The sequence below is a fragment of the Magnetospirillum sp. UT-4 genome (assembly GCF_902729435.1).
Taxonomy (GTDB): domain Bacteria; phylum Pseudomonadota; class Alphaproteobacteria; order Rhodospirillales; family Magnetospirillaceae; genus Magnetospirillum.
This window is the reverse complement of sequence record NZ_CACVCG010000034.1, coordinates 60,416-84,463: the sequence shown is the minus strand read 5'-3', so window position 1 is coordinate 84,463 and position 24,048 is coordinate 60,416. Positions and strand designations below refer to the sequence as shown.

20 protein-coding genes are annotated in these 24,048 nt (G+C 68.9%); 18 read left to right on the top strand and 2 right to left on the bottom strand.

Features of this window, described 5'->3' with window-relative positions:
- Positions 1 to 157: 157 nt before the first annotated feature.
- Positions 158 to 2,674 (bottom strand): ATP-dependent helicase HrpB, encoded by a 2,517-nt coding sequence (gene hrpB / locus MTBUT4_RS03100; RefSeq protein ID WP_173978198.1) that lies wholly within the window; start codon positions 2,672 to 2,674, stop codon positions 158 to 160.
- A gap of 290 nt (positions 2,675 to 2,964) precedes the next feature.
- Here hrpB and MTBUT4_RS03095 point away from each other — a divergent pair, with 290 nt between their 5' ends.
- Positions 2,965 to 3,318, top strand: a complete 354-nt coding sequence (locus tag MTBUT4_RS03095; protein ID WP_173978197.1) for a cytochrome c family protein — start codon at positions 2,965 to 2,967, stop codon at positions 3,316 to 3,318.
- A 238-nt stretch (positions 3,319 to 3,556) separates the two neighbouring features.
- Here MTBUT4_RS03095 and MTBUT4_RS03090 read toward each other — a convergent pair whose 3' ends face one another.
- Positions 3,557 to 4,516, bottom strand: a complete 960-nt coding sequence (locus MTBUT4_RS03090; protein WP_254434715.1) for a TAXI family TRAP transporter solute-binding subunit — start codon at positions 4,514 to 4,516, stop codon at positions 3,557 to 3,559.
- A 215-nt stretch (positions 4,517 to 4,731) separates the two neighbouring features.
- Between MTBUT4_RS03090 and MTBUT4_RS03085 the strand changes: the two genes are divergently transcribed.
- The 17 genes from MTBUT4_RS03085 (at position 4,732) to recQ (ending at position 23,975) form a co-directional block, all read left to right on the top strand.
- Positions 4,732 to 5,466: a CHAP domain-containing protein gene (locus MTBUT4_RS03085; protein WP_217424103.1), complete on the top strand. Its 735-nt coding sequence runs from the start codon at positions 4,732 to 4,734 to the stop codon at positions 5,464 to 5,466.
- Between the two features lie 86 nt (positions 5,467 to 5,552).
- Complete coding sequence (locus tag MTBUT4_RS03080; RefSeq protein ID WP_173978194.1) at positions 5,553 to 7,661, top strand: bifunctional diguanylate cyclase/phosphodiesterase; 2,109 nt, start codon at positions 5,553 to 5,555, stop codon at positions 7,659 to 7,661.
- A 209-nt stretch (positions 7,662 to 7,870) separates the two neighbouring features.
- Positions 7,871 to 8,467, top strand: coding sequence for a response regulator transcription factor (locus tag MTBUT4_RS03075; protein ID WP_254434714.1), 597 nt, complete (start codon positions 7,871 to 7,873; stop codon positions 8,465 to 8,467).
- An 88-nt stretch (positions 8,468 to 8,555) separates the two neighbouring features.
- Positions 8,556 to 9,092 (top strand): cytochrome b, encoded by a 537-nt coding sequence (locus tag MTBUT4_RS03070; RefSeq protein WP_173978192.1) that lies wholly within the window; start codon positions 8,556 to 8,558, stop codon positions 9,090 to 9,092.
- 154 nt (positions 9,093 to 9,246) lie between these two features.
- Entirely contained in the window at positions 9,247 to 10,221 is a 975-nt protein-coding gene (gene glpX, locus MTBUT4_RS03065) for a class II fructose-bisphosphatase (RefSeq protein ID WP_173978191.1), read from the top strand.
- Between the two features lie 11 nt (positions 10,222 to 10,232).
- Positions 10,233 to 11,174 (top strand): phosphoribulokinase, encoded by a 942-nt coding sequence (locus tag MTBUT4_RS03060; RefSeq protein ID WP_173978190.1) that lies wholly within the window; start codon positions 10,233 to 10,235, stop codon positions 11,172 to 11,174.
- Positions 11,175 to 11,199: 25 nt separating this feature from the next.
- The gene (gene tkt, locus MTBUT4_RS03055) at positions 11,200 to 13,194 is read left to right on the top strand and encodes a transketolase (protein WP_173978189.1); all 1,995 of its coding nucleotides are present in this window, start codon (positions 11,200 to 11,202) and stop codon (positions 13,192 to 13,194) included.
- A gap of 118 nt (positions 13,195 to 13,312) precedes the next feature.
- Positions 13,313 to 14,377 carry a class II fructose-bisphosphate aldolase gene (gene fba / locus MTBUT4_RS03050; RefSeq protein WP_173978188.1) on the top strand — a complete coding sequence of 355 codons (1,065 nt, stop codon included), beginning with the start codon at positions 13,313 to 13,315 and terminating at the stop codon, positions 14,375 to 14,377.
- Between the two features lie 170 nt (positions 14,378 to 14,547).
- Positions 14,548 to 15,204 (top strand): ribulose-phosphate 3-epimerase, encoded by a 657-nt coding sequence (gene rpe, locus MTBUT4_RS03045; RefSeq protein WP_173978187.1) that lies wholly within the window; start codon positions 14,548 to 14,550, stop codon positions 15,202 to 15,204.
- Positions 15,205 to 15,489: 285 nt separating this feature from the next.
- Positions 15,490 to 16,521: a PstS family phosphate ABC transporter substrate-binding protein gene (locus tag MTBUT4_RS03040; protein ID WP_173978186.1), complete on the top strand. Its 1,032-nt coding sequence runs from the start codon at positions 15,490 to 15,492 to the stop codon at positions 16,519 to 16,521.
- Between the two features lie 93 nt (positions 16,522 to 16,614).
- The gene (pstC, locus tag MTBUT4_RS03035) at positions 16,615 to 17,991 is read left to right on the top strand and encodes a phosphate ABC transporter permease subunit PstC (protein ID WP_173978185.1); all 1,377 of its coding nucleotides are present in this window, start codon (positions 16,615 to 16,617) and stop codon (positions 17,989 to 17,991) included.
- A gap of 10 nt (positions 17,992 to 18,001) precedes the next feature.
- Complete coding sequence (pstA, locus tag MTBUT4_RS03030; protein ID WP_173978184.1) at positions 18,002 to 19,300, top strand: phosphate ABC transporter permease PstA; 1,299 nt, start codon at positions 18,002 to 18,004, stop codon at positions 19,298 to 19,300.
- Positions 19,301 to 19,305: 5 nt separating this feature from the next.
- Complete coding sequence (gene pstB / locus MTBUT4_RS03025; protein ID WP_173978183.1) at positions 19,306 to 20,103, top strand: phosphate ABC transporter ATP-binding protein PstB; 798 nt, start codon at positions 19,306 to 19,308, stop codon at positions 20,101 to 20,103.
- Positions 20,104 to 20,128: 25 nt separating this feature from the next.
- On the top strand, positions 20,129 to 20,821 hold the full coding sequence (phoU, locus tag MTBUT4_RS03020; RefSeq protein WP_173978182.1) for a phosphate signaling complex protein PhoU: 693 nt from the start codon (positions 20,129 to 20,131) through the stop codon (positions 20,819 to 20,821).
- Between the two features lie 28 nt (positions 20,822 to 20,849).
- Complete coding sequence (gene phoB / locus MTBUT4_RS03015) at positions 20,850 to 21,548, top strand: phosphate regulon transcriptional regulator PhoB (RefSeq protein ID WP_173978181.1); 699 nt, start codon at positions 20,850 to 20,852, stop codon at positions 21,546 to 21,548.
- Between the two features lie 212 nt (positions 21,549 to 21,760).
- Complete coding sequence (locus MTBUT4_RS03010; RefSeq protein WP_173978180.1) at positions 21,761 to 22,099, top strand: P-II family nitrogen regulator; 339 nt, start codon at positions 21,761 to 21,763, stop codon at positions 22,097 to 22,099.
- Positions 22,100 to 22,181: 82 nt separating this feature from the next.
- Entirely contained in the window at positions 22,182 to 23,975 is a 1,794-nt protein-coding gene (gene recQ, locus MTBUT4_RS03005; protein ID WP_173978179.1) for a DNA helicase RecQ, read from the top strand.
- The last annotated feature ends 73 nt before the right edge of the window (positions 23,976 to 24,048 follow it).

Here is a 24,048-nt window from a genome sequence, read left to right as displayed (position 1 = left end):
AATAAACCGGACAGAAGTGGGTCAAGCCCGGCGATGACGAGGAAATGAGGCGCCGCAGGCGCGAAACCTATTTTGTGCGCGGCTTCGCCCGCCCGCGCCGCAGGCGCGAAACCTATTTTGTGCGCGGCTTCGCCCGCCCGCGCCGCAGGCGCGAAACCTATTTTGTGCGCGGCTTCGCCCGCGCCGTCGGCTCGGCCTGCATGGGGTCGTCGGGCCACCAGTGCTTGGGGTACTGGCCCTTGAGGTCGGCCTTCACCGCCTTGTAGGCATTGGCCCAGAAGCTGGCCAGATCGGCGGTGACCTGGACCGGGCGCCGCGCCGGGGACAGCAGGTGCAGCAGCAGCGGCACCTTGCCGCCGGCGATGCGCGGGGTGTCGGCGCAGCCGAACATCTCCTGCAGCCGAACCGCCAGCACAGGCGTGTCGCCGGCATAGTCGATGCGCACACGACTGCCCGAGGGCACGGCGACGTGGGTGGGGGCCAGCGCGTCGAGGCGGCGGGCGAGGTCATAGGGCAGCAGCCCCCGCACCGCCTGGGCGAGGTCGAGGCGGGCGAGGTGGGCGCGCCGGGTGATGCCGGCGAGATAGGGGGCGAGCCAGTCCTCCAGCCCGTCCAGCAGCGCCGCGTCGGACAGATCGGGCCAGCCGGACTCGGGGTCGAGGCGGGCGAGGAAGGCGACGCGGCGGCGCAGCTCGTCCAAGTCGGCGGTCCAGGGCAGGCAGTCCAGCCCCATGGCGCGCACGCCCCGGGCCATGGCCTGGGCGAGGGACTCGGGGGCGGCCCGCTCCAGCGGCTTGTCGTCCAGCACCAGGGCGAACAGCCGGCGCTGGCGGCGGGCCAGCACCGCCTCGTCGCGGTCGCTCCAGGCGACGCTTTCGACGGTGGCGATCTGGTCGGCGAACAGATCCTCGATCTCGGCCAGGGTCAGCGGCGCGGCGGCGAAGATGCGGGCCTCGCGGCGGTCGCCGTCCAGCTCGGCCGCCACCAGCCAATCCTCGGCGGCCAGCGGCTGGTAGGTGTCGAAGCGGGCGCCGCCGCCGCCCGACAGGAGGTAGCGGGGCTCGGCGCCGGGCCGGCGGCGGGCGATGCGGTCGGGATAGGCGAAGGCCAGCATCGCCCCCGAATCGGTGGTGGAGCCGTCCTGCTCGCCCGGCTTCAGGCCCAGCCGGCGGCGCCAGTCGCGGGCGGCCTGGCGGACCCGGGCCAGCGCCCCCTTGTCCACCGCCAGACCGTGGCGGGGATCGAGGCGGTCGGCGCCCCTGAGCGCGTCCAGGCGCAGGCGCAGATCGCCGTCGCGGCTGCCGCGCTCGGCCTTCAGCACGTCCCGCTCGCCCAGCAGCGCGGCGAGGTCGCAGGCCAGCCCGGCCAGGCCCAGGCCGCGCGCCCGCAGCACCATGTGGGCGAGGCGGGGGTGCATGGCCAGGCGGTTCATGGCGCGGCCGTGGGACGTGATGGCGCCGTCCTGGTCGATGGCCCCCAGCTCGCCAAGCAGCTCGCGCGCATTGGCCAGGGCGGCGGCCGGCGGCGGGTCGAGCCAGGCCAATGAATTGGCGTCCCTCACCCCCCACTGGGCGAGGTCGAGGGCCAGCGGCGCCAGATCGGCCTCGGCGATCTCAGGGGGCGTGAAGGCGGCCAGGGCGCGGTCCTCGGCCTCGGACCACAGCCGCCAGCAGATCCCCGGCGCGGTGCGGCCGGCGCGCCCCCGGCGCTGGTCGGCCGAGGCGCGGCTGACCGGCAGCGTCACCAGCCGGGTCATGCCGGAATTGGGATCGAAGCGGGCCAGGCGCATCTGGCCGCAATCCACCACCGCCCGCACGCCGTCGATGGTCAGCGAGGTCTCGGCGATGGCGGTGGACAGCACCACCTTGCGCCGGCCCTGGGGATCGGGACGGATGGCGCGGTCCTGTTCGGCCTGGCCGAGATCGCCGTAGAGCGGCGCCACCACCGCGCCCGCCACCCCGTCCATCTCGGCCAGCATCGCGGCGACGCGGCGGATCTCGCCGGCACCGGGCAGGAAGACCAGGACGTCGCCCTCGGATTCGGCCAGCGCCAGGGCCACCGCGCGGGCCGCCGCGTCGGCGAAGCGGCGCGGCTCGGGGCGGGCAAGGAAGCGGGTCTCGACCGGGAAGGCGCGCCCCGCGCTGGCCAGCACCGGCACGCCGCCCATCAGCGCCGCCACCGGGCCGCAATCCAGGGTCGCCGACATCGCCACCAGCCTGAGATCGTCGCGCAGCGCCGCCTGGGATTCCAGGCACAAAGCGAGGCCGAGATCGGCGTTGAGCGAGCGCTCGTGGAATTCGTCGAAGAGAACCACACCGACACCCGGCAGCGACGGGTCGTCCTGCAGCATGCGGGTGAGGATGCCTTCGGTCACCACCTCGATGCGGGTCTCCGGCCCCACCCGCGAGTCGAAGCGGATGCGGTAGCCGACCGTCGCTCCCACCGCCTCGCCCATCTCCTCGGCCATGCGGGCGGCGGCGGCCCGCGCCGCCAGCCGCCTGGGCTCGAGCATGACGATGCGGCGGCCACCCAGCCACGGCGCCGCCAGCAGCGCCGGCGGCACCCGCGTGGTCTTGCCCGCCCCCGGCGGCGCCTGCAGCACCAGGCCGGAATGATCGCCGAGCGTGCGGACGAGCTCGGGCAGCAGCGGGTCGATGGGCAGCGGAATCGTCATCCCCGCGTCATACCCCATCCGGCGGGCGGGCTCAAACCTCCCCGGCGGGGCGAGGCGGCGGATTTCTGCACCGTTCCTGCGGGGCCGCGGTTGCGAAATGAGAAAACCTGCACGATAATGCGCGCGCGGACGGGGTGGCCGGCCACGTTTTTGGCAGGATCGGTCCTAATTCCGCCACGGAGTTTTTCTACCCTGGACACTGGAACGGCGACGAGGTCGCCGCCTTGGGCCGGCGTCGAGGGTATCGCGTTCGGTTCCAAACCCTGAAGAAGACCAACTGGGAGATCATGATGAAGAAGATCGTTCTGGCCGTTGCCGCCGCGCTGCTCGCCCCCGTCGCCGCTTCGGCCGCCGACGCCCCGGCCGCCTTCAACCAGTGCAAGGCCTGCCACAAGGTCGAGGCCGGCAAGAACGGCGTCGGCCCGTCCCTGGCCGGCGTGTTCGGCACCAAGGCCGGCGCGGTTGCCGGCTTCAAGTATTCCGCGCCGCACCTGGCGTCCGGCCTGACCTGGGACGAGGCCACCCTGGCCAAGTACCTGGCCGACCCCAAGGGCACCATCCCGGGCAACAAGATGGCCTTCGCCGGCCTGAAGAAGCCCGAGGACGTCAAGGCGGTCATCGACTACCTGAAGACCCTCAAGTAGGCTTCCGGTCACCGACCGAAGCGACGCCGCCGCCCCACCGGGCGGCGGCGTTTTCGTTTGCGGTCTCCCCCGTCCCCTTCGGGCCTCACCCTGAGGAGGCCGCGCCCGCGGCCGTCTCGAGGGCGCGGCCCGTCGCACATCGCCGGTCGTTGGCCCGCCTCGTCCTTCGAGACGCCCCCCCAAGGGGGGCTCCTCAGGATGAGGCTACGGGCACAGTGGAGAAGGTGTGACGGGCGCTTTATTTCAGCCGGGTCTCGCCGTAGAACCGGTCGGCGCCGTCATGCAGCTTGATGGCGATGCCGTCGCGGGCGGTGGCGGCCTTGCCCAGGCCCTTCAGCACCGGATGCAGGCGGGTGAAGGCGCCGAAATTGGCGTGGACCGCCTTCAGCAGGTCGTGGACGTCGTCGGGCGCCAGGCGGGTGGTGGCCACCAGCACCGCCTTGAGCTGCAGGGTGGCGAGGTCGCCGTCGATGCCGTCATAGGTGCCCTTGCCGAGGGTGGCGGGGCTGAGCCAGCCCATCCTGCGCAGGTTGACCTCCATGGGCTTGGCCTTGACCGGCACCAGCTGGGCGTCGCAGCCCTCGATGGCCGCCTCGACCTCCGCCATGGGATGGATGCCGGAGACGAAGGCGGCATCGATGTTGCCTTCGCACAATTCGGACGCCACCTCGGCCAGGTCCAGCTCCACCGAGGCGGCGAAATCGCCCTCGGACAGGCCGGCCGCCTCCAGGGTGTACTCGGCCATGGCGCGCTGGAACGACCCCGTCCGGCCCACATTCACCCGCTTGCCCTTGAGGTCGGCCAGCGACTTGATCTCGGCCGCCTGGCGGGCGACCACCGCTACCGATTCGCCGTGCAGGCTCATCACCGCGCGCAGATCGGGGAACGGCCCCGCCGCCTTGAAACCCTCCGAGCCGGACACCGCCAGTTGTGCCGCCCGCGACTGCAGGATGGCGAAGTCGGCGTCGCCGCTGCGCAGCGCCTCGACATTGGCGGCCGACCCCATGGACGGCGTGACGGCGCAGGACATGCCGTGCGGCCGCTCCTTGTTGACCACCCGGCACAGCGCGCCGGCGGCGGGATAATAGGTCCCGGTCACCTCGCCCGACGCCACCACCAGGGTCTTGCGCTCGGCCGAAGCGGCCGGGGCCTGGACGGCCGCTCCCATCACCAGCAGCGCCGCCGCGACCGTTGCCACCCCCTTCACCGCCACCTCCGATCCGGCTGTCCCGTGGGCCGGGATCATAGCCGCAAGGTGCTTGCCTCCGAAAGCCCCCCCCGAAAGGTGAGCGCCGAATGCCCCCCTCCGGCCACCCGATGCCCCCACGAAAGTTACTAAAAATTAGATAAAAGGCTTGCCATCAACTTTCTTCATCGACACTATCGCTTCAAACGATAATGGGAGGGAACGGGATGAGGACGCTGCTGCTGCTGCTCGCTTCCGTGCTGGCGTTGGTCACGACGTCGGTTCCGGCTTCGGCCCTGCAGTGCGTACCCTACGCCCGTGAAGCCTCCGGCATAGCCCTCAAGGGCGACGCCTGGCGTTGGTGGAACGCCGCCGCCGGCCTCTATGACCGCGGCTCCGCCCCGCGCGAAGGGGCGGTCATGGTGTTCAACCGCCAGGGCAGCATGCGCCACGGCCACGTTTCGGTGGTCAACCGGGTGGTGACCAGCCGCATCATCATGGTCGATCACGCCAACTGGGCGCCCGCCCGCAGCCGCGGCCGCGGCGAGATCAGCCAGGCGGTCCCGGTGATGGACGTGTCGCCCAAGGGCGACTGGAGCCAGGTGCGGGTGTGGTACCATCCGGCCAACGATTTCGGCCACCGGGTCTATCGCACCAGCGGCTTCGTCTACAATCCCAAGCCGAAGGCGACGTCCCGGCCGCTGGTCCACGCCGCCGCCGTCGTCGAGCCCGCCCCGGCCGCCACCGCGCCGGCGGTGGTCGAGGCCGCCAAGGCCGAAACCGCCGCGCCGGCGGCCGCCGCCGTCGCCGCCGAAATCGCCGAGCCGGTGAAGGCCGACATCGCCGAGCCGGTGAAGGCCGATATCGGCCATGGCGCCGCCGCCATGGTCAAGGTCGCCCAGGCCGCCTTCGGCCCGCGCCAGTCGCACCAGGGCGGCCTCGATTCCCTGCTGTTCAACTGAGTCTTCCCGTCCGCAGCCTGTTTCGCCGCGCCGGCCTTTGGGCTAAGCTGGTGGACGGAGTGATGCGCCGTTAAGGATCACGGGGAATGACGGCAAGGCACGCGGTCGCCAGCGCCGACGGGTTGGAGTTCCAGCTTCTGGCCGAAGCGGCCATGGACCTTCTGTGCGTCTGCGCCGATGAGCGTATCCACTGGATCAACAGCGCCGGGGCGGCGCTGCTGGGGGCACCCTGGTCGGATCTGGCCGGGCGGCCTTTCGCCGAATTCATCCATCCCGACCACGGCCCCGATGTGGATTTCGACCGCCTTGCCGGCGTCGCCGGCGGCATGCCGCTCAAGCTGCGTCGCGCCGATGGCTCCGCATTGGTCGCCATGGTGGTGGTGCGCGCCGCCGGCGACGGCCGGATGGTGGTGGCGGCCCACGACCTCGGCCACGCCCCCGCCGGCGCCGAGCAGCTGGCCGGCGCCGTCGCCCTGCTCGACGAGCGCATCCGCACCCTGGCCGAGCATGCCCGGCGCAACGACCTGTCGGCACGGGTGCTCGAGGTGGCCTCGGAAGGGATCATGGTGCTGGGGCCGGATCTGCGCATCACCGCCGTGAACCCCGCCTATACCGAGATCACCGGCTGGTCGACCTCCGAGGTGATGGGCCGCAAGCCGCCGCAGCTGGCCCGGCCCGAGCCCGACGACGAAGCCCAGGCGATGATGCTGATGTTCGACAGCGCCACCACCGCGGGCCGCTGGCAGGGCGAAGCGTGGAGCCGGCGCAAGGACGGCGAGGCCTTCGCCCAGCGGGTCGGCGTGTCCACCCTGCGCGACGACCAGGGCCAGGTGCTGCAATACGTGGTGGTGTTCTCGGACATCACCCAGCGCAAGCTGGACGAGGAGCGCATCCGCCGCCAGGCCACCCACGACCAGCTCACCGGCCTGCCCAACCGGGCGCTGTTCATCGACCGCCTGGCCCAGGCGGTCAGCCAGGCCGAGCGCTCGCGCCAGATGGTCGGGCTGATGTTCGTCGATCTCGACGGCTTCAAGCTGGTCAACGACACCCTGGGCCACGACATGGGCGACCTGCTGCTGCAGGAGGCGGGGCGGCGCCTGGGCGCCTGCATCCGCTCGGGCGACACCGTGGCGCGCCTGGGCGGCGACGAATTCACCGTGCTGATGCCCAATCTGGGAATCTACCAGCACGCCCCGCTGGTCGCCGGCCGCATCCTCGATTCCCTGCGCCGCCCTTTCGAGCTGGCCGGGCGCGAGGCCTTCGTGTCGGCCTCCATCGGCATCACCGTCTTTCCCGACGACGCCACCGACGCGCCGACCATGCTGAAATACGCCGACGCCGCCATGTACCGGGCCAAGGAACACGGCAAGGCCAATTTCCAGTTCTTCACCGCCGACATGAACGCCGCCGTCGAGGAGCGCCTGGCCATCAAGACCGGCCTGCTGAAGGCGCTGGAGCGCGACGAGCTGCGGCTGCACTTCCAGCCCAAGCTGGACCTGGCCAGCGGCCGCATCGACGGAGTCGAGGCGCTGCTGCGGTGGCAGGCCGCCGAGCTGGGCACCGTGCCGCCGGCCAAGTTCATCCCGGTGCTGGAGGAATCCGGCCTGATGGGGCGGGTCGGCGAATGGGCCATCGATGCCGCCTGCCGGCAATACCGCTCGTGGCAGGACAGCGGCATGGCCAACCGTCCACGCATCGCCATCAACCTGTCGGTGCGCCAGCTGCGCGCCCCCGGCTTCGTCGAACTGGTGGAGCGCACCCTGGCCCGCAACGGCGTCGGCGCCGCGGCGCTGGAATTCGAGATCACCGAAGGCATGGTGATGAACGACGCCGACCACGCGGTCGCCGTCCTCAATCGCCTGTCGGCCATGGGCATCCGCCTGGCCATGGACGATTTCGGCACCGGCTATTCCTCGCTGTCGGTGATCAAGCGTTTCCCGCTCGATTCGGTGAAGATCGACCGCACCTTCATCGCCGATGTCGCCACCGACCCCGACAGCGTCGAACTGGTCCGCACCATCATCTCCATGGGCCGCACGCTGAAGCGGCGCATCATCGCCGAGGGGGTGGAGACCCGCGACCAGGTGGCTTTGCTGCGCCAGTTGGGATGCGACGGCATCCAGGGCTATGTGCTCTGCCCGCCGGTGCCGGCCGCCGAGCTGGCGGCGATTCTTGAACGCCCGATAGAATTATGACCCCGCCATCAACGCGCAAAGGCCCGGTTTCCCACGCTTTCGGGCGGAATCGGGGTTATGCTGCAGTGCAAGGGTAGGGAAAAACCTACTCTTTTTATTTGCGGTTTTTCTGATACACGGTATTATCACCTTCTCCCGGGTGGGGTCATTGGGACTGCCGGGCAACGAAAGACCACATCATGGGCGTCCAACAGAGACCGATCGATATCGTGATCGCCGAGAAAAACCCGTTGTTGCAGAGCAGCCTGGTCAAGCTGTTCGCCGGCGACGAGCGGTTCTGCCTGGTCGCCGTCACCGATGACGGCGAGCGGTTCCTGGAAGCGGTCGAGCGGCTGGCCTTCGACGTCGGCATCATCGGCTGGGAAATGCCCTACCTGGATGGCCGGGGCGTGCTGCAGGCGCTGCGCGGCAAGACCGACATGCCGCGCCTCATCGTCTATACCGGCAGCCCCAACCCGGACGTGCCGCGCCAGGCCATGACCCTGGGGGCGGCCGGCTTCTGCTCGAAGCGCGAGGCGCCCGAGCAGCTGATCGACACCATCCAGGCGGTGGCCGCCGGGCGCATGGTATTCCCCTTCATCGACGTCTCCAGCCTGGCCTCGGACCCCTTGGCCGGCCTCACCCCGCGCGAACGCGAATTGCTGGCCGCCCTGGCGGGTGGGCTGACCAACCAGCAGATGGCGGGCCAGCTCGACATCTCGCTGAACACCGTGAAGTTCCACCTCAAGAACCTGTACGACAAGCTGGGGGTGGGCAATCGGGCCCAGGCGGTGGCGTTCTATCTGAAGGGCAGGGAAAGCCGGTAGGGCGGGCGGTTCAGGCCCGGTTCAGGCCCGGTTCAGGTTCAACCGGCGACAGTATCGGCCATGTGCAACCCTGCCTGGAGGTCCGACCATGACCATGCCCGCCCGCTACCCCGCCGCCATTATCGCCCTGCACTGGCTTATGGCGGCCCTCATCATTGTCCTTTGGGCCGTCGGCCTGGTCATGGAGGAGCTGCCCAAGGGCGACCTGCGCGGCCAGGTGTTCGGAATGCACAAGGCCTTCGGCGTGGTGGTCCTGGCCCTGCTGGCCGTCCGGCTGAGCTGGCGCGCCGCCACAACCGCCCCTGAGCTGCCCGGCTCGATGCCGCCGCTGGAACAGGCCATGGCCAGACTGGGCCATCTCGGCCTCTACGTCCTGATGGTGGCGCTGCCGGTCTCCGGCATCCTGATGTCGCAGTCGGGCGGCCGCCCGGTGTCGGTGTTCGGCCCGGTGCTGCCCACCCTGGTGGCCAAGGACGACGCGCTGCACGAGGTGTTCGAGGCCGCCCACGCCATCGGCGGCTGGCTGCTGGCGGCGGTGCTGGTGGCCCATGTGGTCGCCGCCTTGCGCCACCGCTTCATCCTGAGGGACGATATCATGCAGCGCATGCTGCCCGAGCGGAAATGACCGCACTGCAGCATGGTCTATGCCCACCCGCTCGGGCGGGATGCCGCCCCTCCACAAGAGTTTGGCGGCACCTCCGGGTGGGTGTTCCGCCGCTCCCACCTACCCGCCAGTATAAGGAAAAGATGATACAAAGCCGATGGGAGGGCCTCCGGGAATGACCGAGCTGCGCGACGTCCGTGCAGGCCAGTCGCTCTGCGCATACGATCTGCGCCGGGCGACCGAGGCTGCCGCGCGCGCGGCCTATGCCTGGATCGGCCGCGGCGACAAGTCGCAGGGCGACGCCGCCGCCATCGCCGCCATGGAGGCCGAGCTGACCGCCCTGGGCTTCGACGGCCAGGTGCTGATCGGCGAGGGTCCGCGCTCCGAGACCAGCCAGCTCTATCACGGCCAGCGCTTCGGCGATCCCGGGCGCATCCCGCTGTGGGACATCGCCGCCGACCCGGTCGAGGGCACCAGCTTCCTCGCCAAGGGCATGACCAACGCCATGGCCTGCATCGCCGTGGCCCCGGCCGGCAGCCTGTTCGATCCCGGCCCCGCCTTCTACATGGAGAAGTTCGTGGCGCCGCCGGCCGCCAAGGGCCGCATCGACCCGGCCGCCGCGGTCGAGGCGAAGATGGCCATGCTGGCCCAGTGCCTGGGCAAGCCGGTCGAGGACCTGACCGTCTACGTGCTGGAGAAGCCGCGCCACCGCGACCTGGTCGAGCGCATCCACGCCACCGGCGCCCGCGTCGCCCTCTACCCCGCCGGCGACGTCGCCGGCGCCCTGATGGCGGCCATCCCGGGCTCGGGCATCGACGCCCTGATGGGCACCGGCGGCTGCCCCGAGGGCATGCTGTCGGCCTGCGCCATCAAGGTGCTGGGCGGCGAGTTCAGCGCCCGCATCGACCCCCAGCTGGCCACCGAGCGTCGCGCCGTCGAGACCGCCGGCATGGACCTCGACCGCTGGTGGAGCGTCGACGATCTGGTGCGCTCCGACGACGTCACCTTCTGTGCCACCGGCATCACCACCGGCCTGCTGTTCGAAGGCATCGAACGCACCGCCACCCATGAACGGACCCAGACCCTGATGGTCGGCGGCGGGGCGGGAGAGCGCCAGTTGCTCACCTCCTGGCACCGGCGCGGGCCATGAAGGACATCCCCATGCCCCGCAACCGCGTCGTCCAGCGCCCCATCGTCCTTGGCCTGGTGGGCGATTCCGCCGTCGGCAAGAGCACCCTGGCCTCGGGCATCGCCGCCATTCTCGGCCCCGAGCGGGTCACCGTGCTGCGCACCGACGACTACCACCGGCTGTCGCGGGACGAGCGGCGCGCCCGCCAGATCAGCGCGCTGTCGCCCGACGCCAATTATGTCGACATCCTGGAACAGCACCTGGCCCTGCTGCGCGACGGCAAGCCGGTGCTGAAGCCGGTCTACGACCACGCCCGCGGCGTGCTCGCCCCGCCGCAATACCTGGAGGCGCGGGAATTCGTCATCGTCGAGGGGCTGCTGGGCTACCACACCCGGGCCTTGCGCGACTGCTACGACGTCAAGGTGTTCCTCGAGCCCGACGAGCGCCTGCGACTCAAGTGGAAGGTGGCGCGCGATTGTGCCGAGCGCGGCTACACCCCGGAAGAGGTGATGCGCTCGCTGGCGCTGCGCCAGTATGACAGCGCCACCTACATCCAGCCGCAACGGACCTTCGCCGACATGGTGGTGCGGTTCCACCCGCCCGAGGACCATCCCGAGGAAAGCGGCGCCCGCCTCAACGCCCGCCACCTGCTGCGCCCCACCCTGCCCCACCCGGACCTGTCGCCGGTGCTGGAGACCGGGGCCAAGAGCGGGTTCCGCCTGGCCCTGGCGCGCGACACCGACGGCAAGCCGGTGGACGTGCTGGAAATCGCCGGCGACATCGACGCCCGGCGGGCCAAGGCGGTCGAGGACCTGCTGTGGAGCCTGATCCCCGAGGCCCACCACCTGCGTACCGCGCTGGGCCAGTTCATCGACGACAAGGGCGAGCCGGCCCAGAGCCACCCGCTCGCCCTGTCGCAGCTTCTTGTCACCTATCACCTGGTCAAGGCAGCCCTCGGCCATTACGCACGATAAACACCAAAAGAGAGGACCGACGACGATGACCGCTTCCACGTCCCCCGCCACCCTGGCCGAGATGGCCAATGCCATCCGCTTCCTCTCGATGGACGCCATCGAGAAGGCCAAGTCCGGCCATCCCGGCATGCCCATGGGCATGGCCGACGTCGCCGCCGTCCTCTACACCCGCTTCATGAAGTTCGATCCCAAGGCGCCCAAATGGGCCGACCGCGACCGCTTCGTGCTGTCGGCCGGCCACGGCTCCATGCTGATGTATTCGCTGGGCTACCTGACCGGCTACGCCGATCTCGACCTCGAGCAGATCAAGAACTTCCGCCAGCTCGGCTACCACACCGCCGGCCACCCGGAATTCGGCCACGTCGCCATGGCCGACACCACCACCGGCCCGCTGGGCCAGGGCATCACCAACGCCGTCGGCATGGCGCTGGCCGAGGCCATGCAGGCCGCCCGCTACGGCAAGGACATCGTCGATCACTACACCTACGTCATCGCCGGTGACGGCTGCCTGATGGAGGGCATCAGCCAGGAGGCCATCACCATGGCCGGCCACTGGAAGCTGAACAAGCTGATCGTGCTGTGGGACGACAACCACATCTGCATCGACGGCGACACCGCGCTGTCGACCTCGGACGACCAGTGCGCCCGCTTCGCCGCCACCGGCTGGAACACCATCAAGATCGACGGCCACGACTACGCCGCCATCGAAAAGGCCATCGAGGCCGCCCGCAAGTCGGACAAGCCGACCCTGATCGCCTGCCGCACCATCATCGGCAAGGGCGCGCCCAACAAGTGCAACTCGGAAAAGGTCCACGGCGCGCCGCTGGGCGCCGATGAGATCGCCGCGGCGCGGGCCGCCGTCGGCTGGCCGGCCGAGCCCTTCGCGGTGCCCGACCACATCCTGGCCGCCTGGCGCGCCGCCGGCGCCCGGGGCGAGAGCGAGCGCACCGCCTGGGAAGGCCGCGTTGGCAAGATGGACGCGGCGGCCAAGGCCGAGTTCAACCGCACCAACGAAGGCCGCCTGCCCGACGGCTGGCAGAAGGCCATCAGCGACTTCAAGAAGAAGATCTCGGCCGAGCAGCCGAAGATCGCCACCCGCAAGGCCAGCCAGGACGTGCTGGAGGTGGTCACCGCCGCCATCCCCGAGATGATCGGCGGCTCCGCCGACCTGACCCACTCGAACCTGACCGACACCAAGGCCTGCAAGCCGTCCATCAAGGCCGGCGCGTTCGGCGGCCGCTACATCCATTACGGCATCCGCGAGCACGGCATGGCCGCGGTGATGAACGGCATGGCGCTGCACGGCGGCTTCATCCCCTACGGCGGCACCTTCCTGATCTTCGCCAACTACCTGTGGCCGGCGCTGCGCATGTCGGCGCTGATGGAGCAGCGGGTGCTGTTCGTGCTGACCCACGATTCCATCGGTCTCGGCGAGGACGGTCCCACCCACCAGCCGATCGAGACCGTCGCCGCCCTGCGCGCCACCCCCAACACCCTGGTGTTCCGCCCGTGCGATCCGGTCGAGACCGCCGAGGCCTACGAGGTGGCGCTGCTCAACGACAAGGGCCCCAGCTGCTTCGCCCTGTCGCGCCAGAACCTGCCGACCGTGCGCACCGAGCACACCGACGAGAACAAGACCGCCAAGGGCGCCTATGTGCTGGTCGAAGCTGACGGCAAGCGTCAGGTCACCCTGCTGGCCACCGGCTCGGAAGTCTCGCTCGCCCTCGACGCCCGCAAGCTGCTGGCCGAGAAGGGAATCGCCGCCGCGGTGGTGTCGATGCCGTGCTGGGAGCTGTTCGACAAGCAGTCGAAGGAGTATCGTGCCAGCGTCCTGGGTGAGGGCACCGTCCGGGTCGCCGTCGAGGCGCTGGGCACTTTCGGCTGGGAGAAGTACGTCGGTCTCGACGGCGCGGTGATCGGCATGTCCGGCTTCGGCGCCTCGGCCCCGGCCGACAAGCTGTACCAGCATTTCGGCATCACCGCCCAGGCGGTCGCCGACGCCGCCATGGCGCGGCTGTAGGAAAGAAGAAGGATAGTCCGCGTATCGGTTTCCAAGGTCTGAGCGTCCCCCCGGGCCAGCCCCGGGGGTGACGGTTGCCCGCGAAGCCGCTGCGCCAACCCCATAGGGAGATAGAACGATGGCTCTCGTTTCGTTGCGTCAGCTGCTCGACCACGCCGCCGAGCACGGCTACGGCCTGCCCGCCTTCAACGTCAACAACATGGAGCAGGTCAAGGCGATCATGGAGGCGGCCGCCGCCACCGACAGCCCGGTGATCCTGCAGGGCTCGGCCGGCGCCCGCAAGTACGCCGGCGAGCCCTTCCTGCGCCACCTGATCCTGGCCGCCCTGGAAGCCTATCCGCAGATCCCGGTGTGCATGCACCAGGACCACGGCACCAGCCCGGCGGTGTGCGCCCGCGCCATCCAGTCCGGCTTCTCGTCGGTGATGATGGACGGCTCGCTGAAGGAAGACGGCAAGACCCCGTCCGACTGGGAATACAACGTCAACACCACCCGCTCGGTGGTCGACATCGCCCATGCCTGCGGCGTCTCGGTGGAAGGCGAACTGGGCTGCCTGGGCTCGCTCGAAACCGGCCAGGCCGGGGAAGAGGACGGAATCGGCGCCGAGGGCACCCTGGACCATTCCCAGCTGCTGACCGACCCGGCCGAGGCCGCCGAGTTCGTCAAGCTGACCAAGGTCGACGCCCTGGCCATCGCCATCGGCACCAGCCACGGCGCCTACAAGTTCACCAGCAAGCCGACCGGCGCGGTGCTGCGCATCGACCGCATCAAGGAAATCCACGCCCGCATCCCCAACACCCACCTGGTGATGCACGGCTCCTCGTCGGTGCCGCAGGACTGGCTGGAGATCATCAACAATTACGGCGGCGACATGGGCAGCACCTTTGGCGTGCCCGTCGAGGAGATCGTGGAAGGCATCAAGCACGGCGTGCGCAAGGTCAACATCGACACCGACCTGCGCATGGCCTCGACCGGCGCCATCCGCAAGTTCCTGGCCGAGCACCGCAAGGAGTTCGACCCGCGCAAGTACTACAAGGTCGCCCAGGACGCCATGGTCGGCATCTGCAAGGCCCGCTACGAGGCGTTCGGCGCCGCCGGCATGGCCTCGAAGGTCAAGGTCAAGGGCCTCGAGGAGATGTTCGGCCTGTACGCCAAGGGCGCGCTCGAGCCGAAGATCAGCTGAGGCGTATTTGGCAGTAGCCTCATCCTGAGGAGCCCCTGCGAGGGGCGTCTCGAAGGATGAGGCGGGCCACGAGCATCAAGCGACGGGCCTCGTCCTTCGAGACGCCGCCTTTGGCGGCTCCTCAGGATGAGGCCCGGACGGCCCAAAGATAATCAAGAGGGAGGCTAACCATGTCCGTTCTGATCGCCCCGTCCATCCTGTCCGCCGACTTCGCCCGCCTGGGGGAAGAGGTCAAGGCCATCGACGACGCCGGCTGCGACTGGGTCCACATCGACGTCATGGACGGGCATTTCGTCCCCAACCTGACCTTCGGCCCGCCGATCATCAAGGCCATCCGGCCGTGGACCAAGAAGGTGTTCGACGTCCACCTGATGATCGACCCGGCCCAGCCCTATATCGAGGAATACGCCAAGGCGGGCGCCGACATCATCGTCGTCCATGCCGAGGCCGACAAGCACCTGGACCGCTCGCTGCAGCTCATCAAGAGCCTGGGGAAAAAGGCCGGCGTGTCGCTGAACCCGGCGACGCCCGAGCACATCCTCGAATACGTCATGGACCGCCTCGACCTGGTGCTGGTGATGAGCGTCAATCCCGGCTTCGGCGGCCAAAGCTTCATCGACAGCCAGCTCGACAAGATCGCCCGCATCCGCCGGATGATCGGCGACCGCCCCATCGACCTGGAAGTGGACGGCGGTGTCACCGCCGACAATGCGCACAAGGTGATCGCCGCCGGCGCCAACGTGCTGGTGGCCGGTTCGGCGGTGTTCAAGACCAAGGATTATGCCGCCAACATCGCCGCCATCCGCGGCTCCAAGGCGGCCGCCTGACGCTGGCCCGGGGCGGGCAGCCGGCCGGCGCCCGCCCCGGCATGCGACAACCGGCCAAGTCGTCTGGTCATGCGCCGGGTGTCATGATGCCGCCGCCGCCTGGGGGCAAACCTAAGGCATGGCGCGGTTTCCGGCCGTTTTCCGCGGCACTTGCCCGGCCCCGGCCTTTGTCATAAATGTTTCATCTTACCATCGTCGTCCTGTAACACGGCGTCGATAGAGTACCTCCGCGAAACCGTATCCGGCGGTTTCATCGACTTAAGCTCGAAATTTGGAGGACTGCAGATGAACAAGTCCCTGGCCGTCGCGGCCGTCGCCCTTGCGACCGTCGCCTTCGCCGGCGCCGCTCAGGCCCGCGACCAGATCCGCATTGTCGGTTCGTCGACGGTGTACCCCTTCACCACCGCGGTGGCCGAACAGTTCGGCAAGGCCGGCAAGTTCAAGACTCCCGTGGTCGAGTCGACCGGCACCGGCGGCGGCTTCAAGCTGTTCTGCGCCGGCGTCGGCCCTGACCATCCGGACCTGACCAATGCGTCCCGCGCCATCAAGAAGTCCGAGTTCGAGACCTGCGCCAAGAACGGCGTCGCCGACGTGGTCGAGATGAAGGTGGGCTATGACGGCATCGTGCTGGCCGCCTCGAAGAAGGCCAAGCACATGGACATCACCCGCCAGCAGATGTTCCTGGCCCTGGCCAAGGACGTCCCGCAGGGCGGCAAGCTGGTTCCCAACCCCTACACCATGTGGAACCAGATCGACCCCAAGCTGCCGGCCGCCAAGATCGAAGTGCTGGGCCCGCCGCCGACCTCGGGCACCCGTGACGCCTTCGTCGAGCTGGTGATGGAAGCCGCCGCCGAGACCTTCCCCGAGCTCAAGGAGCTGAAGAAGTCCGACGAGAAGGCGTTCAAGAAGGCCTATTCGTCGGTCCGCGAGGACGGCGGCTACGTCGAAGCCGGCGAGAACGACAACCTGATCGTGCAGAAGCTGGACGCCAATCCGAACGCCTTCGGCATCTTCGGCTACAGCTTCCTCGACCAGAACTCGGACAAGCTGCAGGGCTCGATGGTCGATGGCGTCGCCCCGACCTTCGACAACATCGCCGCCAGCAAGTATCCGGTGTCGCGTCCGCTGTTCGTCTACGCCAAGAAGGCGCATGTCGGGCAGATCCCGGGCATCAAGGAATACCTGGCCGAGTACACCTCGGAGAAGGCCTGGGGCAAGACCGGCTACCTGGCCGACAAGGGTCTGATCCCCATGCCCGATTCCGAGCGCAAGGAATGGGCTGCCAAGATCAATGGCCTCGAAGCCCTGAAGATGTAATTCTACCCGGTGGCCGCCTTCCCTAGGGAGGGCGGCCACCACCCTTTCCCGCTTGCGGTTCCGGCGCCCCGGCGCTTCTGGAAGACGGTTTCCATGCAGCTTCTTATCCTGATGGTCGTCCTGCTGGCGCTGACCACCTTCGGCTTTCGCCTCGGTCGCGGCAGGGCCATTGCGGCGTCCGGCAACAACCCCCGCCTCCTCCACTCGCTGCCCCGCTACCACGGCTATTACGTCGCCCTGTGGAGTGGCCTGCCGGCGCTGTTCCTGATCGCCGCCTGGCTGATGCTGGAGCCGTCGCTCCTGCATTCCGCGGTGATGTCGGCGCTGCCCGCCGACCTCCAGGGATTGTCCGAGGAGCGCCTGGCGCTGGTCTACAACGAAGTCCGCAACGTCGCCCGCTACGGCCACGTCCCCAGCACCGATGCGGTGGGCCAGGCTGCGGCCGGATATATCGGCGTGCGCGACACCGTGTTCCTCTCGGTCGCCGCGCTGGCGCTGGCGCTGGCGGTGGCCGGGCTGGCCTTCGCCCGCAAGCGCATCGAGGTCGAGCTGCGCGCCCGCAACCGGGTCGAATCGGTGGTCAAGGTGTTCCTGGTGCTGGCGTCGCTGGCCGCCATCTTCACCACCATCGGCATCGTCCTGTCGCTGCTGTTCGAATCGCTGCGCTTCTTCCAGGCGGTCTCGATCTTCGAATTCCTGTTCGGCACCCAGTGGAGCCCGCAGATGGCGATCCGCTCCGACCAGGTCGGCAGCTCGGGTGCCTTCGGCGCCATCCCGCTGTTCACCGGCACGCTGCTGATCTCGGGGATCGCCATGCTGGTGGCGGTGCCGCTGGGGCTGCTGTCGGCCATCTACATGTCGGAATACGCGGCGCCGAAGTTCCGCTCGGTGGTCAAGCCGCTGCTGGAGATCCTGGCCGGCATCCCGACCGTGGTCTACGGCTTCTTCGCCGCGTTGACGGTGGCTCCGTTCTTCCGCGAAATCGGCGCCTCGATGGGCCTGTCGGTGGCCTCGGAAAGCGCCCTCGCCGCCGGCATGGTGATGGGGATCATGATCATCCCCTTCGTGTCGTCGCTGTCCGACGACGTCATCACCGCGGTTCCCAATTCCCTGCGCGAGGGCTCCTACGGCCTTGGCGCCACCAAGTCCGAGACCATCAAGCAGGTGGTGCTGCCGGCGGCGCTGCCGGGCATCGTCGGCGGCGTTCTGCTGGCGGTGAGCCGGGCCATCGGCGAAACCATGATCGTGGTGATGGCGGCCGGCCTGGCCGCCAACCTCACCGCCAATCCGCTGGAGGCGGTCACCACCGTCACCACCCAGATCGTCACGCTGCTGGTCGGCGACCAGGAGTTCGACAGCCCGAAGACGCTGGCCGCCTTCGCTCTCGGACTGGTGCTGTTCACCGTCACCCTGGCGCTGAACGTCGTCGCCCTCAGCATCGTCAACAAGTATCGTGAAAAATATGACTGAGACCTCGGAAATGGCCGAAAACAGCAGCCTCGTCCGCAGCACGCCGGCGGCCATGGCCGCCCGCCTGAAGCGCCGCTATGCCGCCGAAACCCGCTTCAGGCTGGCCGGCATCACCGCCATCGCGCTGGCCCTGGGCTTCCTCGCCACCCTGATCTTCACCATCTTCTCGAACGGCCTCACCGCCTTCGTGCAGACCTCGGTGAAGGTCGAGGTCGCCTTCGACCCCGAGGTGCTGGGCATCGGCAACGACCGCAGCCCCGACGCGCTGGCCGGGGCCAATTACGGCCAGGTCATCAAGGAATCGCTCTACAAGCAGTTCCCCACCGTCGAAGGCCGGTCCGAGCGGCGCGAACTGGTCGGTCTGGTCTCCTCGGGCGCCGACATCACCCTGCGCAAGATGCTGGCGGCCAATCCCGCCCTGATCGGCACCACCCAGAGCGTGTGGCTGATCGCCGGCGACGACATCGACATGGCCATGAAGGGCCACATCTCGCGCACCCCCGGGGCCGACGGCAACCGCCTGACCGACCGCCAGCTCGGCTGGATCGGGGACCTGGAGCGCCAGGGCGCCATCCGCAAGGGCTTCAACACCACCCTGTTCACCACCGGCGACTCGCGCGAACCCGAGCTTGCCGGCCTGTGGGGCGCGGTGGTGGGCTCGTTCTTCTCGCTCTCCATCACCCTGATCGTGTGCTTCCCGCTGGGCGTGGCGACCGCGGTCTACCTCGAGGAGTTCGCGCCGAAGAACAAGTGGACCGACATCATCGAGGTCAACATCAACAACCTCGCCGCGGTCCCCTCGGTGGTGTTCGGCCTGCTCGGCCTCGCCATCTTCCTCAACTTCTTCGGCATGCCCCGCTCGGCGCCCCTGGTGGGCGGCCTGGTCCTGGCGCTGATCAGCCTGCCCACCATCATCATCGCCGGCCGCGCCGCGCTGAAGGCGGTGCCGCCGTCGATCCGCGAGGCGGCACTGGGCCTGGGCGCCTCGAAGCAGCAGATGGTCACCGACCACGTGCTGCCGCTGGCCATGCCGGGCATCCTGACCGGCACCATCCTGGGCATGGCGCACGCCCTGGGCGAGACCGCGCCGCTGCTGATGATCGGCATGGTCGCCTTCATCGTCGACATTCCGGCCTCGCCCATGGACCCGGCTGCGGTTCTGCCGGTGCAGGTCTATCTGTGGGCCGACTCGCCCGAACGGGCCTTCGTCGAGCGTACCTCGGCGGCGATCATGGTTCTGCTGTTCTTCCTGGGCATGATGAACCTGGCCGCCATTCTCCTTCGCAAGAAATTCGAACGTCGCTGGTGAAATCCATGACCGCTCAAACCGCTGCCGCTTCCCTGGCCGACCGCCGTCTGGCCAAGGTTTCCTCCCGCGATGTCAACGTCTTCTATGGCGAGAAGCATGCGCTCAAGCACGTCGATCTGGACATCCGCGCCAACGAGGTGACCGCCCTGATCGGTCCCTCGGGCTGCGGCAAGTCCACCTATCTGCGCTGCATCAACCGCATGAACGACCTGATCGAGAACTGTCAGGTCACCGGTTCGCTGTCTCTGGACGGTGACGACGTCTACGACAAGAAGGTGGACGTGGTGCAGTTGCGCGCCCGCGTCGGCATGGTGTTCCAGAAGCCGAACCCCTTCCCGAAATCCATCTACGACAACGTCGCCTATGGCCCGCGCATCCACGGCATGGCCCGCGACCAGGCCGAGCTGGACGAGGTCGTGATGAGCTCGCTGGAGCGCGCCGGACTGCTGGCCGAGGTCAAGGACCGCCTGGAGGAGCCGGGGACCGGCCTGTCCGGCGGCCAGCAGCAGCGCCTGTGCATCGCCCGCGCCATCGCCGTCAGCCCCGAGGTGATCCTGATGGACGAGCCCTGCTCGGCGCTTGATCCCATCGCCACCGCCAAGGTGGAGGAGCTGATCGACGAACTGCGCGAGAACTTCACCATCGTCATCGTCACCCACTCGATGCAGCAGGCCGCCCGCGTGTCCCAGCGCACCGCCTTCTTCCATCTGGGCGAGCTTGTCGAGGTGGGCGACACCGAACAGATCTTCACCAACCCGCAGCATCCGCTGACCCAGGGCTACATCACCGGCCGCTTCGGCTGATCCGGAACCAGTGAGGCAGACGGCCATGAACGACCATACGGTCAAGTCCTACGACGACGAGCTGGCGCACCTGACCAACATCCTGGCGCGCATGGGCGGCATGGCCGAGGCCCAGTTCGCCGCCTCGCTGCAGGCGCTGGGAAAGCGCGACAGCGACCTCGCCGCCCGGGTGGTGGCCGGCGACGCCCGCGTCGACGAGCTGGAGCAGGAGGTCCAGGCCTTCACCGTGCGCCTGCTCGCCCTGCGCCAGCCGGTGGCCAGCGACCTGCGCCAGATCGTCGCGGCGCTGAAAGTCAGTTCCGAGCTGGAGCGGGTGGCCGACTACGCCGCCAACGTCGCCAAGCGGTCGCTGATCCTCAACCAGCTGCCGGCGGTCAAGCCGGTGGCGGCGGTGCTGCATCTCGCCCGCATCGTCCAGGAGATCCTCAAGGACATCCTCGACGCCTATATCGAGCGCGACGTCGAGAAGGCCATCCGGGTGTGGAGCCGGGACGAGGAGGTGGACGACATGTACACCGGCCTGTTCCGCGAGCTGATCACCTACATGATGGAAGACCCGCGCACCATCACCGCCTGCACCCACCTGATGTTCATGGCCAAGAACATCGAGCGCATCGGCGACCACGCCACCAACATCGCCGAGACCCTGCATTTCCTGGTGGTGGGCACGCCGATCAAGGGCGAGCGCCCCAAGGGCAACACCATCGAAGCCGATTGAGCGACCGAGGAGCCGAGAGGGAAATTCCATGAAGCCGCTCATCCTGATCGTCGAGGACGAGGCCGCCCTCGTCACCATGCTGCGCTACAACCTGGAAAAGGAAGGCTACCGCGTCTGCGAGGCCGGCGACGGCGAGGAGGCTCTGCACGTTGTGTCCGAGCGCAAGCCCGACCTGGTGGTGCTGGACTGGATGCTGCCCAGCCTGTCGGGCATCGAGGTCTGCCGCCAGCTGCGCCGCAAGCCCACCACCCGCGAACTGCCGATCATCATGCTGACGGCGCGCGGCGAGGAAGGCGACAAGATCCGGGGCCTCAATACCGGCGCCGACGACTACATGACCAAGCCGTTCAGCCTCCCTGAGCTGATGGCCCGCGTCCGCGCCCTGCTGCGCCGGGTCCAGCCGGCACCGCAGAAGGGCGTGCTGCAATACGCCGACATCACCATGGATCTGGCCGCCCACCGGGTCATCCGCGGCGACCGCTCGGTGCATCTCGGCCCCACCGAGTTCCGCCTGCTGCAGTTCTTCATGCAGCATCCCGGCAACGTGTTCAGCCGCGAGGAACTGCTGAACGCCGTCTGGGGACCCGACATCTACGTCGAGCCGCGCACCGTCGACGTTCACATCCGCCGCTTGCGCAAGGCGCTGAACGGCGAGAACGACGACGACATCATCCGCACCGTCCGCGCCGCCGGCTACGCCCTCGACGTCGGCCAGGCGGCGGCCTGACGGCGCCCACCAAAAAGGCATTTCTTCCGGTTTTGCCCAAATCGTAACCACGAGACCCGGGGCGCGGCGGCGATTCCGCGCCCTTTTCCTTCGGCACGCGGTTTGCGTATGGCGCCTTGCGCCAATGCTGTTTGCGTATGGCGCCTTGCGCCAATGCTGTTCGCGTATGGCGCCTTGCGCCAGTGCGGAGCGCCGCTACCGAGGGGGAAGCCATGAAATACATCGTCGCCATCATCAAGCCGTTCAAGCTGGACGAGGTGAAGGACGCCCTCCAGGCCATCGGCGTCCAGGGCATGACCGTCACCGAATGCAAGGGCTTCGGCCGCCAGAAGGGGCAGACCGAGATCTATCGCGGCGCCGAGTACGTCGCCCATTTCGTGCCCAAGGTGAAGCTCGAGCTGATCGTCGATGGCGAGGTCGCCGACGCCGCCATCGAGGCGCTGATGACCGCCGCCCGCACCGGCAAGATGGGCGACGGCAAGGTGTTCGTCAGCGAATGCAGCTCGGTCGTGCGCATCCGCACCGGCGAGACCAACCACGACGCGCTGTAGCTGGGGCTTGCCCCCGCCCGCGGTGGCGGAAGAGGCGTAGGTGTTGGCGTCGCACCGCCCGGCCGGCTAAACTCCGGCCGCCATGCTCGACCAGGCCCGTTCCGTCCTCAAATCCGTCTTCGGCTTCGATGCCTTCCGTCCCGGCCAGGAAGCCGTGCTGGGGCCGGTGCTGGCCGGCCGCGACGTGCTGGCGATCATGCCGACGGGGGCCGGCAAGTCGCTGTGCTACCAGCTTCCGGCCCTGGTCGGCGACGGGCTGACGGTGGTGGTCTCGCCGCTGATCGCGCTGATGCGCGACCAGGTGGCGGCGCTGACCAACACCGGCATCGCCGCCGCCGCGCTGAATTCCGGCAACGATCCCGACGAGCACCGGCGGGTGATGGAGGCGTTGCGCGCCGGCACGCTGAGGCTGCTGTATCTGGCGCCCGAGCGCCTGGCCCGTCCCGACACCGCCGAGCTGCTGCGCCGCGCCGGCATCCGCTGCCTGGCCATCGACGAGGCCCATTGCGTCAGCCAGTGGGGCCACGACTTCCGCCCCGAATACCTGGCCCTCGGCGATCTCCGCCGCGCCCTGGGGCCGGTGCAGACCCTGGCCTTCACCGCCACCGCCGACGCCGCCACCCGCACGGACATTGCCCGGCGCCTGTTCGATTCCGAGCCCTTCGTCTATGTCGGCGGCTTCGACCGCCCCAACCTGCTGCTGGCGATGCAGCCCAAGGACGGGCCGCGGCGCCAGATCCTGTCCTTCCTGGCCGGCCGCAAGGGCGAATCGGGCATCGTCTATTGCTCCAGCCGCGCCGGCACCGAGGAGCTGGCGGCGGCGCTGGCCGAAGCCGGGCACCGGGCGCTGGCCTATCATGCCGGGCTGGAGAAGGGCCAGCGCGCCGCCGCCCAGGACGCCTTCCTGCGCGAGGACGGGGTGGTGATGGTGGCGACCATCGCCTTCGGCATGGGCATCGACAAGCCCGACGTGCGCTTCGTCGCCCATGCCGACCTGCCCAAGAGCATCGAGGCCTATTACCAGGAGATCGGCCGCGCCGGCCGCGACGGCCTGCCGGCCGAGACCCTGACCCTGTACGGCATGGGCGACGTCCGCCTGCGCCGGCTGCAGATCGAGGAGGGCCAGGCGCCCGAGGAGCAGAAGCGCATCGAGCGCCAGAAGCTCAACGCCCTGCTGTCCCTGTGCGAGGCGCCGCGCTGCCGGCGCCAGACCCTGCTGGCCTATTTCGGCGAGGACAGCGCCCCCTGCGGTCATTGCGACCTGTGCCTGGGCGAGGTCCAGGCCTTCGACGGCACCGTCGAGGCCCAGAAGGCGCTGTCGGCCATCTGGCGCACCGGCCAGCGCTTCGGCACCGAGCACCTGGTCAACATCCTGGTCGGCACCGCCAGCGACGCCGTCACCCAGCGCGGCCACGAGCGGCTGCCCACCTTCGGGGTCGGCGCCGATCGCCCGCGCGACCAGTGGCGCGCCATCTTCCGCCAGATCTATGCCGCCGGCCTGATCGCCCAGGACCTGTCCTCCGACTTCGGCGCCTGGCGCATCACCGAGCAGGGCGTCGCGGTGCTGAAGGGCAAGGCCGCAATCGAGCTCAGGAGCGACGTGCTGAAGCCGCGCCGCCGCGGCCGCGATCGCCGCGCCGCCGCGCCGTCCGACGCCGCCGCCGATCCGGCGCTGCTGGCCGCCATGAAGGCCTTGCGCCGCGAATTGGCGACCGCCCAGGGCATTCCCGCCTATGCGGTGTTTCCCGACCGCACGCTGATCGAACTGGCCGCCATCCGCCCCGCCAGCCTGGAGGAGATGCGTGCCGTGCACGGCATCGGCGAGGCCAAGCTGGAGCGCTACGGCCGCCTCTTCCTTGCCGCCCTGGCGGGGTGACCCAACCCTGGATCGAAGGGCGGCGACTCCTTTGTGCGAAGAGCGCATTCGCATAATACGGTGTGCATATCAT